The 14,240-nt window shown below is 70.8% G+C and carries 14 protein-coding genes; 6 read left to right on the top strand and 8 right to left on the bottom strand.

The features are described 5' to 3' along the window. Positions 1-33: 33 nt before the first annotated feature. On the bottom strand, positions 34-750 hold the full coding sequence (locus ACIGJO_RS26135; protein WP_399961962.1) for a DedA family protein: 717 nt from the start codon (positions 748-750) through the stop codon (positions 34-36). 145 nt (positions 751-895) lie between these two features. Here ACIGJO_RS26135 and ACIGJO_RS26130 point away from each other — a divergent pair, with 145 nt between their 5' ends. The 4 genes from ACIGJO_RS26130 to ACIGJO_RS26115 all read left to right on the top strand — a co-directional run bounded on the left by ACIGJO_RS26130 (position 896) and on the right by ACIGJO_RS26115 (position 4,893). Next, positions 896-1,261 (top strand): YbjQ family protein, encoded by a 366-nt coding sequence (locus ACIGJO_RS26130; protein ID WP_399961960.1) that lies wholly within the window; start codon positions 896-898, stop codon positions 1,259-1,261. Positions 1,262-1,331: 70 nt separating this feature from the next. Continuing rightward, complete coding sequence (locus ACIGJO_RS26125; protein WP_399961958.1) at positions 1,332-2,627, top strand: ion channel protein; 1,296 nt, start codon at positions 1,332-1,334, stop codon at positions 2,625-2,627. Between the two features lie 201 nt (positions 2,628-2,828). After that, the gene (gene wrbA, locus ACIGJO_RS26120) at positions 2,829-3,452 is read left to right on the top strand and encodes an NAD(P)H:quinone oxidoreductase (RefSeq protein ID WP_399961956.1); all 624 of its coding nucleotides are present in this window, start codon (positions 2,829-2,831) and stop codon (positions 3,450-3,452) included. A gap of 16 nt (positions 3,453-3,468) precedes the next feature. Then, a complete protein-coding gene (locus ACIGJO_RS26115) occupies positions 3,469-4,893 on the top strand; it encodes a glutamate decarboxylase (protein WP_399961954.1) in 1,425 nt (474 codons plus the stop codon). Positions 4,894-4,954: 61 nt separating this feature from the next. Here the strand turns inward: ACIGJO_RS26115 and ACIGJO_RS26110 are convergent, their stop codons facing one another. From ACIGJO_RS26110 to ACIGJO_RS26090, 5 genes are all read right to left on the bottom strand, one after another. Next, positions 4,955-5,821, bottom strand: coding sequence for an ABC transporter permease (locus ACIGJO_RS26110; protein ID WP_399961952.1), 867 nt, complete (start codon positions 5,819-5,821; stop codon positions 4,955-4,957). After that, positions 5,818-6,768: an ATP-binding cassette domain-containing protein gene (locus ACIGJO_RS26105; RefSeq protein ID WP_399961950.1), complete on the bottom strand. Its 951-nt coding sequence runs from the start codon at positions 6,766-6,768 to the stop codon at positions 5,818-5,820. Before ACIGJO_RS26105 ends, ACIGJO_RS26110 begins: the two co-directional genes overlap by 4 nt. Positions 6,769-6,840: 72 nt before the next feature. Continuing rightward, a complete protein-coding gene (locus ACIGJO_RS26100; protein ID WP_399961948.1) occupies positions 6,841-7,482 on the bottom strand; it encodes a PadR family transcriptional regulator in 642 nt (213 codons plus the stop codon). Positions 7,483-7,651: 169 nt separating this feature from the next. Next, positions 7,652-9,109 (bottom strand): aldehyde dehydrogenase family protein, encoded by a 1,458-nt coding sequence (locus ACIGJO_RS26095; RefSeq protein WP_399961946.1) that lies wholly within the window; start codon positions 9,107-9,109, stop codon positions 7,652-7,654. 58 nt (positions 9,110-9,167) lie between these two features. Continuing rightward, a complete protein-coding gene (locus ACIGJO_RS26090; protein ID WP_399961944.1) occupies positions 9,168-10,049 on the bottom strand; it encodes a helix-turn-helix domain-containing protein in 882 nt (293 codons plus the stop codon). 338 nt (positions 10,050-10,387) lie between these two features. Between ACIGJO_RS26090 and ACIGJO_RS26085 the strand changes: the two genes are divergently transcribed. Continuing rightward, positions 10,388-10,930 carry an ATP-binding protein gene (locus ACIGJO_RS26085; protein ID WP_399961942.1) on the top strand — a complete coding sequence of 181 codons (543 nt, stop codon included), beginning with the start codon at positions 10,388-10,390 and terminating at the stop codon, positions 10,928-10,930. Between the two features lie 89 nt (positions 10,931-11,019). Here ACIGJO_RS26085 and ACIGJO_RS26080 read toward each other — a convergent pair whose 3' ends face one another. Then, entirely contained in the window at positions 11,020-11,262 is a 243-nt protein-coding gene (locus ACIGJO_RS26080) for a DUF397 domain-containing protein (protein ID WP_014155487.1), read from the bottom strand. 265 nt (positions 11,263-11,527) lie between these two features. Between ACIGJO_RS26080 and ACIGJO_RS26075 the strand changes: the two genes are divergently transcribed. After that, the gene (locus ACIGJO_RS26075; protein WP_399961940.1) at positions 11,528-12,019 is read left to right on the top strand and encodes a hypothetical protein; all 492 of its coding nucleotides are present in this window, start codon (positions 11,528-11,530) and stop codon (positions 12,017-12,019) included. 9 nt (positions 12,020-12,028) lie between these two features. Here the strand turns inward: ACIGJO_RS26075 and ACIGJO_RS26070 are convergent, their stop codons facing one another. Next, on the bottom strand, positions 12,029-14,227 hold the full coding sequence (locus tag ACIGJO_RS26070; protein ID WP_399961938.1) for an FUSC family protein: 2,199 nt from the start codon (positions 14,225-14,227) through the stop codon (positions 12,029-12,031). Between the last annotated feature and the right edge of the window lie 13 nt (positions 14,228-14,240).

The raw sequence follows: 14,240 nt of genomic DNA, 5'->3' as shown, positions 1-14,240 counted from the left end.
GTGTCACGGCGGTGCGGGGGCCCGGCTCAGCGCTCAGCGCTTGGCGTGCCGGCCGCGCTGGCCGGAGGACGGGTTCCCGCCGGCCGGCGGACGGCCGTCGCCGTCACGCTGCTCGCGGGCCGCCTCCTTCTTCGACTTGCTGCGGGCGCGCAGGAACTCGATCACGATCGGCACCACCGAGATCAGCACGATCAGGATGAGGATCAGCTCGATGTGCGCGTGCACGAAGTCGATCTTGCCGAGCATGGCGCCGAGCAGCGTGACACCGACGCCCCAGAGGATGCCGCCGATGATGTTGTACGTGATGAACGAGCGGTAGTTCATCCGGCTGACACCGGCGATGATCGGCGTGAAGGTCCGCACGATGGGCACGAAGCGGGCCAGGACCAGCGACTTCGGTCCGTACTTCTCGAAGAAGTCGTGGGCCTTCTCCACGTTCTCCTGCTTGAAGAGGCGGGAGTCGGGGCGCTTGAAGAGGGACGGGCCCACCTTCCGGCCGAAGAGATAGCCCACCTGGTCGCCGATGATCGCCGCCAGCGCCACCAGGGTGCAGACCAGCCAGAGCGGGTACTTCAGATCGCCCGTGGTCACCAGCAGGCCCGTGGTGAACAGCAGGGAGTCGCCGGGCAGGAAGAAACCGATCAGCAGTCCGGACTCGGCGAAGACGATGAGAAGAAGGCCGGGAAGTCCGAAGGTGTTGAGCAGATAGTCCGGGTCCAGCCAGCTCGGGCCGAGCGCAAGCGTATTCAAGGGTCCGGGCTCCAGGATCGTTCGATGGCGGCTGCGTGGCCGCCCCAAGCTATCAACGCCGGAGCACGGCTCCGCGTTCCAGTGGCGTACGCGGAAATGCGCACCGCACGAACCGGGGCAAAGCTGTCCTCAGGAGGTGCCACCCATGGGCATTGAGGATTTCGGCGGCGGCCAGGCGGCCCAGGCGGACGTGCTCGTCGTCACGACGAACGACGTACCCGGCCACCAGGTGACACAGGTGATCGGTGAGGTGTTCGGGCTGACGGTGCGCTCCCGCCACCTCGGCAGCCAGATCGGCGCCGGGCTGAAGTCGATGATCGGCGGCGAGCTGAAGGGGCTGACCAAGACCCTGGTCGAGACCCGCAACCAGGCGATGGAACGGCTCGTCGAGCAGGCGAAGGCGCGCGGCGCCAACGCGGTGCTGATGATGCGGTTCGACGTCACCGAGGCGGCCGATGTGGGCACGGAGGTCTGCGCGTACGGGACGGCGGCGGTGATCAGCAAGACGTAGCGCGATACGGGGCGGGCACACGCGCCGCGTTATGAGGGTTATGGGGCTTTTACGCCGTTATGGTGAGCCGGTGGCCCCTGACTCCCCCGCTTCCGCGCCCCCCGCACCCGTACCCCCCGCGCCCACGCCCGCCCGGCGGCTGCTGCCGGCCGTGCTGCCCGCGCTGGCCGTGGGCGTGGCCTCGGCCCTCGTCCTGCTCGGCGTGAGCCTGGTCGCGGAACAGCTCCAGGACGTGCTGTGGGAGACCCTTCCCGACGCGCTCGGCATCGGCCGGTACTCCTCGCTGTGGATGATCGTGATGCTCACGGCGACCGGCCTCGCCGTGGGCCTGGTCGTCCACACCGTGCACGGCCACGGCGGCCCCGATCCCGCCACCACAGGCCTCGTCGACGCCCCCATGAAGCCCGGTGTCGTCCCGGGACTGCTCCTGGTCACCATGCTGGCGCTGGCCGGCGGGGTGAGCCTCGGCCCGGAGAACCCGATCACCGCCGCCAACATCGCGCTCGCCTTCTGGCTCGGCCGCCGGGCCGCGCCGGGCTCACCGGCCGAACTCTGGGTCGCCCTCGCCGCGGCCGGCACCATCGGCGCGCTGTTCGGCACCCCCGTCGCCGCGGCCCTGATCCTCTCGGAGACCCTCGCCTCGCAGGCCGCCCCGGGCGCGCTCTGGGACCGGCTCTTCGCCCCGCTCGCGGCGGGTGCGGCCGGGGCGCTGACCATGACGCTGATCGCCCACCCGAGCTTCGATCTGTCGCTGCCCGGCTACACACATCCGAAGTGGGGCGATCTGCTCGCCTCGCTCGTGATCGCCTCGGCGGGAGCGCTGCTCGGACTGCTGGCGGTGTACGCCTTCCCCGTGGTGCACCGGCTGTTCCGGACCCTGCGGCATCCCGTGCTCGCCCTGGCGGCGGGCGGGCTGGTGCTGGGGCTGCTGGGCGCACTGGGCGGGCATCTCACCCTCTTCAAGGGGCTTGAGGAGGTGAAGGAGCTCTCCGCCGACCCGGACGGGTGGTCGGCCGGGGAGTTCGCGGTGATGGCCGTGGTGAAGACGGCCGCCCTGACCGTCGCCGCGACCTGCGGCTTCCGGGGCGGCCGGATCTTCCCGGCCGTCTTCGCCGGGGTGGCCCTCGGGCTCTGCGCCCATGCGCTGGTCGACGCGGTGCCGCCCGCCGTCGCGGTGTCCTGCGCGGTACTGGGCGTCCTGCTCGCCATCACCCGGCAGGGCTGGCTGAGCCTGTTCACGGCCGCGGTACTGGTCAGCGACATGGCCGTGCTCCCCCTGCTGTGCGTGGCCACGCTGCCCGCCTGGCTGCTGGTGACCGGGCGGCCCCAGATGCAGCTGCACGAGGACGGCACGCCGCTGAGGTGAAAAGGGCGCACGGCCCCCAGAGCCACGCGCAGGGCGCCGCGCGCCACGCGCCACGCGCCGCCCGGCGGGCCGGACGCCCCCGAGTGCGCCCCCCGGCGAGCCGTACGTCACGAATATCCGTATCGTCCCCTTCGTAGAGCTACGCCTCGCTCCAGTCATGCCCGGTTTCAGCGCCGGATCGGTTCGACGGAGGTCCCTTGTATGCCCACGCCCGTCAATGTCGCCGTCATCTACTACTCCTCCACCGGCACCGTCGCCACGATCGCCAGGGCCATCGCGCGGGACGCCGAGAAGGCCGGCGCGGAGGTACGGCTGCGCAGGGCCGGCGAACTCGCCCCGCAGGCGGCCATCGACTCCAACCCCGCGTGGGCCGCCAACGTGAAGGCGACGGAGGGCATCCCCGAGGTCACGCCCGACGACATGCTCTGGGCGGACGCCGTGATCTTCGGCTCGCCGACCCGGTACGGGAACATCACGGCGCAGCTCAAGCAGTTCATCGACACGCTCGGCGGCCTGTGGCTGGCGGGCAGGCTCGCGGACAAGGTGTACAGCGGCTTCACCTCCAGCGCCACCGCCCACGGCGGCCAGGAGTCCACGCTGCTCGCGCTCTACAACACCATCCACCACTTCGGCGGAATCCTTGTCGCGCCCGGTTACACGGACCCGACGAAGTTCGTCGACGGAAACCCGTACGGCACCTCGCACGTCGCGGGACAGGGCGACATCCCGGTCGGCGAACAGACTCTGACCGCCGCCCGCGTCCAGGCGGAGCGGGTCGTGAAGTTCACCCGGGCCATCAAGGCCGGCCTGGCCGCCGAGAGCTGAGAGGAAGGGCCCGACCATGGCGCTCCACCGAGGTGCCCATCCGCACCGGACCGAACCCACCGAGGAGCGGCGCCGGCTCGCCCTCAACCCCTTCTTCGGAGAGGCGGACCCGGCGGCGGGGATGGAGTTCGCACCGCCCACGCACCGGCTGCCGGACGGGCCGCTGCCGCCCTCGACGGCGTACCGGCTCGTCCATGACGAGCTGATGCTCGACGGCAACTCCCGCCTCAACCTGGCCACGTTCGTCACCACCTGGATGGAACCCCAGGCCGGGGTGCTGATGGGCGAGTGCCGGGACAAGAACATGATCGACAAGGACGAGTACCCGCGCACCGCCGAGCTGGAACGGCGCTGTGTGGCGATGCTCGCCGACCTGTGGAACGCACCCGACCCGGCGACAGCCGTGGGGTGTTCGACCACGGGGTCGAGCGAGGCGTGCATGCTCGCCGGACTGGCGCTGAAGCGGCGCTGGGCGGCCCGGAACACCGGCCGCTACCCGGCCACCGCCCGGCCCAATCTGGTGATGGGCATCAATGTGCAGGTCTGCTGGGAGAAGTTCTGCACGTTCTGGGAGGTCGAGGCGCGGCAGGTCCCGATGGAGGGCGGCCGCTTCCATCTCGACCCGCAGGCCGCGGCGGACCTGTGCGACGAGAACACCATCGGCGTCGTCGGCATCCTTGGCTCCACGTTCGACGGTTCGTACGAGCCGGTCGCGGAGCTGTGTGCGGCCCTGGACGAGCTCCAGGAGCGTACGGGTCTCGACATCCCGGTCCATGTGGACGGGGCGTCCGGCGCGATGGTGGCGCCCTTCCTGGACGAGGACCTGGTGTGGGACTTCCGGCTCCCCCGGGTGTCGTCCATCAACACCTCCGGGCACAAGTACGGGCTCGTCTACCCCGGGGTCGGCTGGGCCCTGTGGCGTTCGGCGGCCGAGCTGCCGGAGGAGCTGGTCTTCCGGGTCAACTACCTGGGCGGCGACATGCCGACGTTCGCCCTGAACTTCTCCCGGCCCGGGGCCCAGGTGGTGGCGCAGTACTACACCTTCCTGCGGCTGGGGCGGGAGGGCTACCGGGCCGTCCATCAGGCGTCCCGGGACGTGGCGGGCGGCCTGGCCCGAGCCATCGAGGAGCTGGGCGACTTCCGGCTCCTGACCCGGGGCGACGAGCTGCCGGTGTTCGCCGTGACGACGACGGACACCGGGGCGTACGACGTGTTCGACGTGTCCCGCAGGCTGCGGGAGCACGGGTGGCTGGTGCCCGCGTACACCTTCCCCGCCAACCGGCAGGATCTGTCGGTCCTGCGCGTGGTGTGCCGCAACGGGTTCTCGGCGGATCTGGCGGAACTCCTGATCGAGGATCTGCGGCTGCTGCTGCCGGAACTCCGGGCGCAGCGCCATCCGTTGAGCCACGACCGGAGTCCGGCCACCTCGTTCCACCACTGAGGCGACGGCGCCCGGTGAGCCGTTCGGCGGCCCGGCGGGCGGCGGCCCGGCGGGCGGCGGCTCAGCGGCCGAGCCGGGCGAACCTCCGTACCGCGAGCGGGAGGAACACCGCGACCAGGGCCACCGGCCAGAGCACCGCCAGCAGTTCGGCGTGCGAGGCCGCCCAGGATCCGGTCGCGCCGCCCGGGTTGCCGAACAGGCCGCGCACCGCCGTGGCCGTCGCCGACATCGGATTCCACTCGACCACCGCGCCCAGCCAGCCGGGCATCGACTCGGGGGAGGCGAAGACGTTGGAGAGGAAGCCCACCGGCCAGACCAGGATCTGGACCGCCTGCACCATCTCCGGCCTGCCCGCCACCATCGCCAGGTAGATGCCGGCCCACAGCATCGCGAACCTCAGCAGGAGCAGCAGGCCCACCGCCCCCAGGGCCGCGGCGGGTCCGCTGTGCCAGCGCCAGCCGACCGCGTAGCCGACGCCGAGCATCACGGCCAGGGCCGCCACCGACTGGAGCATGTCCGCGACGCTCCGGCCCACCAGCACCGCGCCCGGGACCATCGGCATCGAGCGGAACCGGTCGATGACCCCCTTGCCCAGATCCTGGGTGACCGCGAGCATCGTCGCCTCCAGGCCGAAGGCCATGGTGAGCGCGAGCATGCCGGGCACCAGGAACTCGGTGTTGTCGCCGTCGACGCCCCGGCCGCCGCCGACCAGGTAGTTGAACATCAGGAGCAGCATCACCGGGAAGACCAGGCCGACGACCACCTGGACCGGCTGCCGCGCCCAGTGGGCCAGTTCGCGCCGGGTCATCGTCCAGGAGTCGGCCAGGGCCCAGCCGATCCCTCCGGTACGGGACGCGCCCGCCCCGGGGTCCGGCGTACCGGAGTCCGCCGCGCCGCGGTCCGACGCGCCGATCGTCGCCGCGCTCATGCCGCCACCTCCGTGTGGTCCGCCTTCCGGTCCGTGAGGGACAGGAACACCTCGTCCAGGGTCGGGCGGCGCACCGCGATGTCCTCCGCCTCGATGCCCGCCTCCTCCAGCGCCCGTACCGTCCGGGTCAGGGCGGCCATCCGGTCCGGGGCCGGGGCGCTGAGGAGCCGCCGGTCCTCGTCGACGACGGCGCCCGCCCCGGACAGGAGCGCCGCCGCCTCCCCCAGCCGTGCCGCGTCGCGCACGATCACATCGATCCGGTCGCCGCCGACCAGTGCCTTCAGCTCGTCGGCGGTGCCCGCCGCGGCCACCCTGCCGCTGTCGATCACCGAGATCCGGTCCGCCAGCTGGTCCGCCTCCTCCAGATACTGCGTGGTGAGCAGGACCGTGGTGCCGCCGCCGACCAGGGAACGGACCGCGTTCCACACCTCGGCCCTGCCGCGCGGGTCGAGGCCGGTCGTCGGCTCGTCCAGGAACAGCACCTGCGGACCGGTGATCAGCGACGCCGCCAGGTCGAGCCGTCTGCGCATGCCCCCGCTGTACTGCCCCACGGCCTTGCGCCCGGTGTCCGCGAGCCCGAACCGCTCCAGGAGTTCGTCCGCCCGCGCACCCGCCCGGCGGGCGCCCAGGTGGTACAGCCGCCCGAACATCTCCAGGTTCTGCCGGCCGCTCAGCTCCTCGTCCACCGCCGCGTGCTGCCCGAGCAGACCGATCCTGTGCCGCACCTCGCCCGCCCGGTCGCGGACGTCCAGGCCCGCCACCTCCACCCGGCCCGCGTCGTACCCCAGGAGCGTCGACATGACGCGTACGGCCGTGGTCTTGCCGGCCCCGTTCGGGCCGAGCACACCGTGCACGGTGCCCCTGGCGACAGTGAGGTCCAGCCCGTCCAGGGCGCGCTTGTCCCCGTACCGCTTGCGCACGCCCTCCATGACGATCGCGTCGGTCAAGACTCCCCCTTTGTAGTCAAACTTGACTAGATGGGCAAAGATAATCGGCCCGAAGGTATTCGTCAAACTTGATTAGTGGTCGTCCCCCGGATCGGGGACCCCCGTCGCGTACGGGTTCTCCTCGCCCTCCGCGAGGACCCCGACGAACGGCTCGCCCTCGCCCGCGAAGGTGTACGCCCCGCCCTCGATCCGCCCGATCAGCCCGCGCGTCCACTCGGCACCCGCGTCCGCCGAGTGCACCCACAGGTTCATGATCTCGCCGATGTGCCCGAGCGATTCGGGGCCTTCCTCGGGGGTGTAGTACTCCGTGACCGAGGACCGCCACGCCTCGATGACCGCGATCCGCTTCCGGAGCAGCGCCACCGCCTCGGCCCGCTCCAGATCGACGATGAAGCCGACGGCGGCCGAGAGCACATCCATCTTCTGGTCGTACGAGGTGATGGCGGAGCGCAGCAGGGTGCGGTACTCCTCGACGCCCCGGTCGGTGATCTCGTACTCGGTGCGGGGCGGGCCGCCGGCCGTGGACGGGGCGCTCTCGTGCGCGAGCAGCAGTCCCTGCTTCGCCATCTGCTTCAGGGCGTGGTAGATCGATCCCGGCTTGGCGTTGGACCACTCGTGCGCGCCCCAGTACTCCAGGTCGTTGCGGACCTGATAGCCGTGCGCGCGGCCGTGCTGCCGTACGGCGCCGAGGACGAGCAGCCGGATCGCGGACATACCGCCCTTCCTTCCTCATCAACTTTGACTAGAGTATCCCGCGCCCGGACGGGCCGTCCGGAGGGGACGCCGGAGCGGGAGGCAGAGCGAGAGGCCGGAGCGAGAGCCGGGGCAGGAGGCCGGAGCGAGAGCCGGGGCGGACGTCAGCGGGGGACGCCGGGGGCGGACGTCAGAGGGGGAAGACCGTCCGGCCGTGCTGGATCGACATCCACTTCTGTGTGGTGAAGGCCTCCACGACCGCCTCACCGTTCAGCCGCCCCGTCCCGGACATCTTCTCGCCGCCGAAGGCGACCAGCGGATCGTCCTGCACGGTGGAGTCGTTGACGTGGAACATCCCGCTGACGATGCGCCGCGCGAACCGCACCCCGCGTTCGGCGTCCGCGGTGTGCACGGCGCCGCTCAGTCCGTACGGGCTGGCGTTGACCATCCGCACGGCCTCGTCCTCGCCGTCGAACGTCATCAGCAGCGCCACCGGGCCGAAGATCTCCTGGGCCAGCAGCGGCGATTCCTCCGGGATTCCGGTCAGGACGGTCGGCCCGACGACATTGCCCCGGACACCGCCCCGCACGAGGGCCGTCGCCCCGTCCGCGACCGCCTGCTCGACCAGGGCGGCCAGGGCGTCGGCCTGGAAGGTGTTGATGACCGGGCCGATCCGGGTCTCCGGGTCACGCGGGTCGCCCGCCCTGAGCGCGGCCACCTCGGCGGTGAACCGCTCGGTGAACCGCTCCGCCACCCGCCGGTCCACCAGGATGCGGTTGGCCGCCATGCTGACCTGCCCCTGGTACAGGAAGCGGCTGAAGACGGCCGCCTGGACCGCGTACTCCACATCCGCGTCCTCCAGCACCACCAGGGCGCTGTTGCCGCTGAGTTCCAGGATGGTCCGCTTGAAGAGCCCGGCGGCGGTGGCGGCCACATGGCGGCCCGTCCGGTCCGAGCCGGTGAAGGAGATCACCTTGGGCACGGGGTGGGCGATGAAGGCGTCACCTATCTCGGCGCTGTCGGTGACCACCACATTGAGCAGCCCGGCCGGCAGCCCGGCGTCCTCGAAGATCCGGGCGATCAGCGATCCGCCGACGACCGGTGCGTTCTGATGGGGCTTCACGACGACCGCGTTGCCCAGCGCCAGGGCGGGCGCGACCGACTTCATCGTCACCAGGAAGGGGAAGTTGAAGGCGCTGATCACTCCGATGACGCCGACGGGCAGCCGGTAGAGGCGGTTCTCCTTGCCGTCCGTCACGGAGGGCAGCAGCCGCCCCGTGGGACGCAGCGCCTGCCGGATCGCCTCGCTCAGGAATTCCCGGCCGCTGCGGACCTCGTACTCCGCCCTGATCCGGGTGCCGCCCAGCTCCTCGATGACCGCGTCGACGATTTCGCCGGTGCGCTCCTCGGTGATGCGCAGGGCGCGTTCCAGAACGGCACGGCGTTCGTACGGATTGGTGGCGGCCCACTCCTGCTGGGCACGTTCGGCCGCGCGGTAGGCCCGGTCGACCTCCACCGCCGTGGCGACGGTGATGGAACCGAGTTTCTCACCGTTGTAGGGATTGAAATCGATGATGTCCCACGAGCCGCTTCCGGTCAGCCACTCGCCGTCGATGTACTGGTGGGCCAAGGCGTGGAAGTAGGACATGCAATCCCTTACTGCAGGCGTTCGCAGACTCCTGATGCGACGTCATCGTACTGACAAATCATGTCAGTTGGAGGAGTCCGCGAAGGAGATCCCGGCTCTCTTCCGGGCCGGGGCTGTCCTCGTGCAGCCGCGCCATGGCCTTTTCGTACTGGGCGACCTCCTCGGGCTTGTCCACATAGAGGGCGCTGGTCAGCTGCTCCAAATAGACAATGTCCGACAGATCGGATTCCGGGAAACGCAGCATCGTAAATGAACCGCTCTCGCCCGCATGCCCGCCGAAACTGAAGGGCATCACTTGAAGCGTGATGTTCGGCTGCTCCGACATTTCGATCAGATGCCGCAATTGTGCGCGCATCACCTCGCGTTCGCCGTACGGACGGCGCAGCGCCGCCTCGTCGAGCACGGCGTGGAAGCGGGGAGCGCGTTCGGAGACGAGGGCCTTCTGGCGTTCGAGGCGCAGTGCCACGCGGCGGTCGATCTCCGCGGCGGGCGCACCGCGCATGCCCCGGGAGACGACCGCATGGGCATAGGCCTCGGTCTGCAGCAGACCGTGGACGAACTGGACCTCATAGATACGGATGAGCGAGGCCGCCCCCTCCAGACCCACATATGTCTGGAACCAGCCGGGCAGCACATCTCCGTAACTGTGCCACCACCCCGCCACGTTGGCCTCCCGGGCCAGCCCGAGGAGGGAGTCGCGCTCCGCCTCGTCCGCGACACCGTAGAGCGTGAGCAGGTCCTCGATGTCCCTGGCCTTGAAGCTCACCCGTCCCAACTCCATGCGGCTGATCTTCGATTCGGAGGCGCGGATGGAGTAGCCGGCCGCCTCACGGGTGATGCCGCGCGACTCCCGCAGCCTTCTGAGCTGAGAGCCCAGCAGGATGCGCCGCACCACAGATCCACTCGACTCGCCTGCCGACACTGGTCCGACCCTCCCCATCGCTTACCGGGCACCGGGGTCCCCCCTGAACCCCGGTGCCGGATTCTGCCACCAAAACGCTTCAGCCCGTACTCATTCGATTACGGAAATGAGAAGCCGTCCTGAAAGCTCCGAAACTGACCGACGGAAGAAATGAGTAAGAATCGGCACGCTTTCGGGCAGGTCCGGCGCGTGCACGTGCATCTGCCCTTGCATCTGCCCTGCGCATTCGGAACCATGGTCCTTGCGCACCTGCGTGCTCGTGTTGTGCCGCTGTACCCCCCGCAGTACCGCTACAGGCAGTGCCGCTACAGCCGCGAATCCCGGGAGTGCCTCGTATGGGGACGAATGGATCGACGATGCTCGAGCCGTTAAGGCAGGGGCTTCCCCCCATCGACCCCTCAGCGGTCGCCGGATCGGCATCGTGCACGCTTCCCGCCCGCTACGAAGCGGTCAGCGGGGCGCGGAAGTTCACCCGAACGACGCTCAGTCAGTGGGAGCTGACCGACCGTTTCGACGATGTCGCACTCGTGGTGTCCGAACTCGTCACCAACGCCCTGCGCCACGCGCTGCCCGACGACGCGCTCCGGGACCCCCAGGAACCGCCGGTACGGCTGCACTTGATGCGCTGGACCTCACGCCTGGTGTGCGCCGTGCGCGACCCCAGCCAGGAGAGCCCGGTGGCCGGCGAGGCACCGGACTCCGCGGAGTCGGGCCGCGGCCTGTTCCTGGTGGAGTCCTTCAGCGACAGCTGGGGCTGGCACCCCTCACCCGTACCGATGGGTGAGCCGCCCTGCGCGGCGCTGCGCGGCAAGGTGGTCTGGGCGCTGTTCCGGCTCACGGACAACAAACTGACGGACAGCACGAAACCGCAGGAAACCGCCGGAATTCATGCGGAGTAGCAAGCGGTGGCCGGCTGCGGCGGTACGGCGGGCGGCGGGTACGGCGAGCGACGGCCGGAGCGGTATCGCCCGGCCGGGAACGCGCGGCCTCAGCCGCCCGTCGCCAGATGGTCGAACTCCCCGTCCTTGACGCCCAGCAGCAACGCCTCTATCTCGGCGGGCGTATAGACGAGTGCGGGCCCGTCGGGGTGGCGCGAGTTCCGCATCGCCACATTCCCTCCGGGCAGTTTCGCGAACTCCACGCAGGACCCCTGGGAGTTGCTGTGTCTGCTCTTCTGCCAGACGACTCCGCGAAGCTCTGTGGCCGCCATGCCGTTGTACACGTCGTGCACAGGACGCTCCCCGAGTTGCAAGGTGCAAGTGTCAACTAGCTCGGATCATAGCTGTGTTCATATGCCAATGCATGAGCAGATGCACGTGCACACGGGGTGTTCCTTTGACTACAGCTTTACGCCTGATCGCGCTCCCCCGAAGAGAGACCCGAAGAGAGAGACGTACAGCACGTCTATTCCGCTCCCGGTTAACGGAGTTGATCCCATCACCCCTGGTAGCTTGGCGCAGACTTTCGACCGTGAAATCCACAAGGGGGAACTCCACGTGATCAGGTTTGTACGCACCGGCGCCGTCGTCGCCGCCGGTCTGGCCGCCGCGCTCGCACTGACCGCCTGCGGCAGCGACAAGGACAGCGGCGACAAGGACAAGGCCGCCGGTTCGGGCGCCGGACAGAGCGAGACTCCCGGCAGCGGTGCGGAGAACGGCTCCGGGGATTCCGCCGGCAAGGACGCCGCTTCGCTGGAGGGCACCTGGGCGGGGCTCACCGACGGCAAGGCGGTCGCCCTCTCCGTCGCCTCCGGCAAGGCCGCGCTCGTCGCCGACCAGGCCGTCTGCCAGGGCGAGGTGAAGGACATGGGCGAGCCGATGCTGTCCCTGAAGTGCGGCGACGGCGGCACCGAGCGCACGATGGGCTCCATCGAGTCCAATGACGGCAAGACCCTCGTCGTCTCCTGGGAGGGCGGCGCCAAGGACACCCTCGCCAAGACCGAGCCGGGCAAGATGCCGACGGGCCTGCCGGGCATGCCCACTCCCTGACGGACCGGCTCAGCCCCGGGGCGGCCCGGACCTGGTCACATCACTACGTCTGCTGCCGCCCCGTTCGTCCAGCGCCTGCGAGAACTCCTCCAGCGCTTCGAGGAGCAGCGCCGCGCCCTTGCGTACGACCGGGTCGGCGGCGGGCGCGGTGCCGTCCGGCGGCACGTCCCAGTGCGCCACCGCCTCGGTGACCTGCCGCCAGTCCGGGACACGTCGCTCCCGTACCGCCCTCGCGCCCTGCTCCGTCGCCCGGTGCAGGGCCTCGGCCAGGTTGGCCGCGCCGGGCACGGGGGCGGCCGAGGCGGCCGGGAGGTGGGCCTCCAGCAGCATCGCGGACCTGCCGAGCTCGGCCAGCGCGTGCTGGGCGTCGGCGGCCGCCGAGCGGGAGATGCCGCGGTGGCGCACGGGTTCGTGCTGGGCGGTCGCCAGCGCCTCCTGCCAGGCGACCCGGGCCTCACGGGTCGCCAGCAGCGCGGTCCGTACGTCCTCGTGGCTGTCGGCCGTCGGATCGGCGTACTGCGCGACGACCGTGGCCGCGTACCGCCCGTCCGAGGCCAGCCAGTCCGCCAGCCGGTTGCGCAGCCGCGGGGTCTCCCAGGCCGGGTAGAGGGCGTACGAGACCATCGCGAGCACTCCGCCGACCAGGGTCAGCACCACACGTTCGAGGACGGTCTGGGACCAGTCGTCGCCCGCCATGCCGAGCAGGAAGACGACATACGCGGAGATGCAGACCTGGCCGACGACGTAGCCGGTGCCCATCAGCAGGTACATCAGCCAGGCACAGAACACCGCGAGGACCGCGGAGAGCGTCACGCCGGGGTGCACGGCCTGCACGATCCCGCTCGCGAGCCCCACCCCGATCAGGGTGCCGCCGAAGCGGGCCACGGAGCGCGAGTAGGTCTGGGAGAAGTCCGGCCGCATCACCATGACGGCGGCCATCGGCGCCCAGTATCCGTGGCCGTACGGCAGCGCGGCACCGAAGAGGAATCCGACGGCGGCCACCACGGAGACCCGGATCGCGTGGCGCAGGATCGGGGAGCCGTGGTGCAGCTCCCGGCGCATCGCCTTCAGGATCACCGGGACCAGCCGCAGGAGGGTGGGCCGGCGCCGGGTCTCCACCCCGGTGTGGGCGAGGTCGGACGGATGGGCCGGATGAGCGGCGGTGTAGGGGTCGGGCGGCTGGGACGGGCGGGAGCCGAGGCGTTCGGCCGCGGCCCGGGTGCCGGCGCCCTCGGCGATCTCGATGACGTCGGAGAGCAGCGCGTCGAGCCGGTCGGCCGCGCGGCGGGCCGGTCCGACGAGGATCACCTCGTTGTCGGGCGTGCGCAGGACACCGAGGTCGGTGGGGGCGAGGTGGACGGGGTCGCCCTGCCGGACCGCGCGGGCCGCCGCGTCCAGTACGGAACCGGCGGCGCCCAGCAGTTCGCGCACCCAGACCCGCTCCAGCCCCTCCGCGGGCACCCCCAGCGCCGGGTCCGCCAGGGAGGCCAGCACCGGGCGCAGCCGCTCCGCGACGCCCCGCGCACCGTGCAGTTCGGCGGGGCGGCGGCGGGCCTCGCGGGGGGTGACGGCGGCGGCGTTGCGGGCGGTCATCAGGGGCAGCGGGTCGAAGGGTGCCACCGGGTCCTGCCGCAGCCTGCGGGCATAGTCGGCCTCGGCCGCCAGGGCGTCGGCGAGCGCGTCGCGCTGGGCGCCCCATCTGCGTACCGGGAACAGCACGACCAGCGATGCCTGGATCAGCCCGCCGACCGCGATCATCCCGGCGTGCGCTGCGGCGTCCGCGACGGAGGTCGGCAGGGTGACCGTCACCAGCATGATCGCGACGTTCGACGCCGCGATGATGCCGCCCGTGGTGCCCGCCGCCCAGGCCATCCCGGCGGCGAACGTCCAGAGGGCGAGCAGGCCCATGAAGGGGATGGTCTGCGAGCCGACGAGATAGCCGAGGAACGTCGACACGCCGAGGCTGGCACCGGAGACCAGGGCGAGCACGGGGCGCGGGCGCCAGCTCCGCTCGAAGGTGGCGATGGCCGCCTGGAACGCGCCGAACGCGGAGCTGGCGGCGATCACGGGCCCGAACAGCGCGAGGCTCACGCCGATGACGAGGGCGAGACCGACCGCGCCGCGCAGCGCGATGAGCGGTTCGGGACTGCTCCGCTCGATCGTCAGCCCCTCGCGGGCGGTCTCCTTCAGCGCCCGGAGCCAGCTCATGGTCCGAGCCTAG

Origin of the sequence: Streptomyces sp. NPDC079020 (genome assembly GCF_044542225.1) — a bacterium.
Lineage (GTDB): Bacteria > Actinomycetota > Actinomycetes > Streptomycetales > Streptomycetaceae > Streptomyces.
This window is presented reverse-complemented; position numbering and strand designations above follow the sequence as displayed.

Coding starts and splice junctions, on each gene's coding strand:
- ACIGJO_RS26130 (WP_399961960.1), top strand. CDS start 896: ATGGGCATTGAGGATTTCGGCGGCGGCCAGGCGGCCCAGGCGGACGTG.
- wrbA (WP_399961956.1), top strand. CDS start 2,829: ATGCCCACGCCCGTCAATGTCGCCGTCATCTACTACTCCTCCACCGGC.
- ACIGJO_RS26115 (WP_399961954.1), top strand. CDS start 3,469: ATGGCGCTCCACCGAGGTGCCCATCCGCACCGGACCGAACCCACCGAG.
- ACIGJO_RS26110 (WP_399961952.1), bottom strand. CDS start 5,821: ATGAGCGCGGCGACGATCGGCGCGTCGGACCGCGGCGCGGCGGACTCC.
- ACIGJO_RS26100 (WP_399961948.1), bottom strand. CDS start 7,482: ATGTCCGCGATCCGGCTGCTCGTCCTCGGCGCCGTACGGCAGCACGGC.
- ACIGJO_RS26095 (WP_399961946.1), bottom strand. CDS start 9,109: ATGTCCTACTTCCACGCCTTGGCCCACCAGTACATCGACGGCGAGTGG.
- ACIGJO_RS26090 (WP_399961944.1), bottom strand. CDS start 10,049: ATGGGGAGGGTCGGACCAGTGTCGGCAGGCGAGTCGAGTGGATCTGTG.
- ACIGJO_RS26085 (WP_399961942.1), top strand. CDS start 10,388: ATGCTCGAGCCGTTAAGGCAGGGGCTTCCCCCCATCGACCCCTCAGCG.
- ACIGJO_RS26070 (WP_399961938.1), bottom strand. CDS start 14,227: ATGAGCTGGCTCCGGGCGCTGAAGGAGACCGCCCGCGAGGGGCTGACG.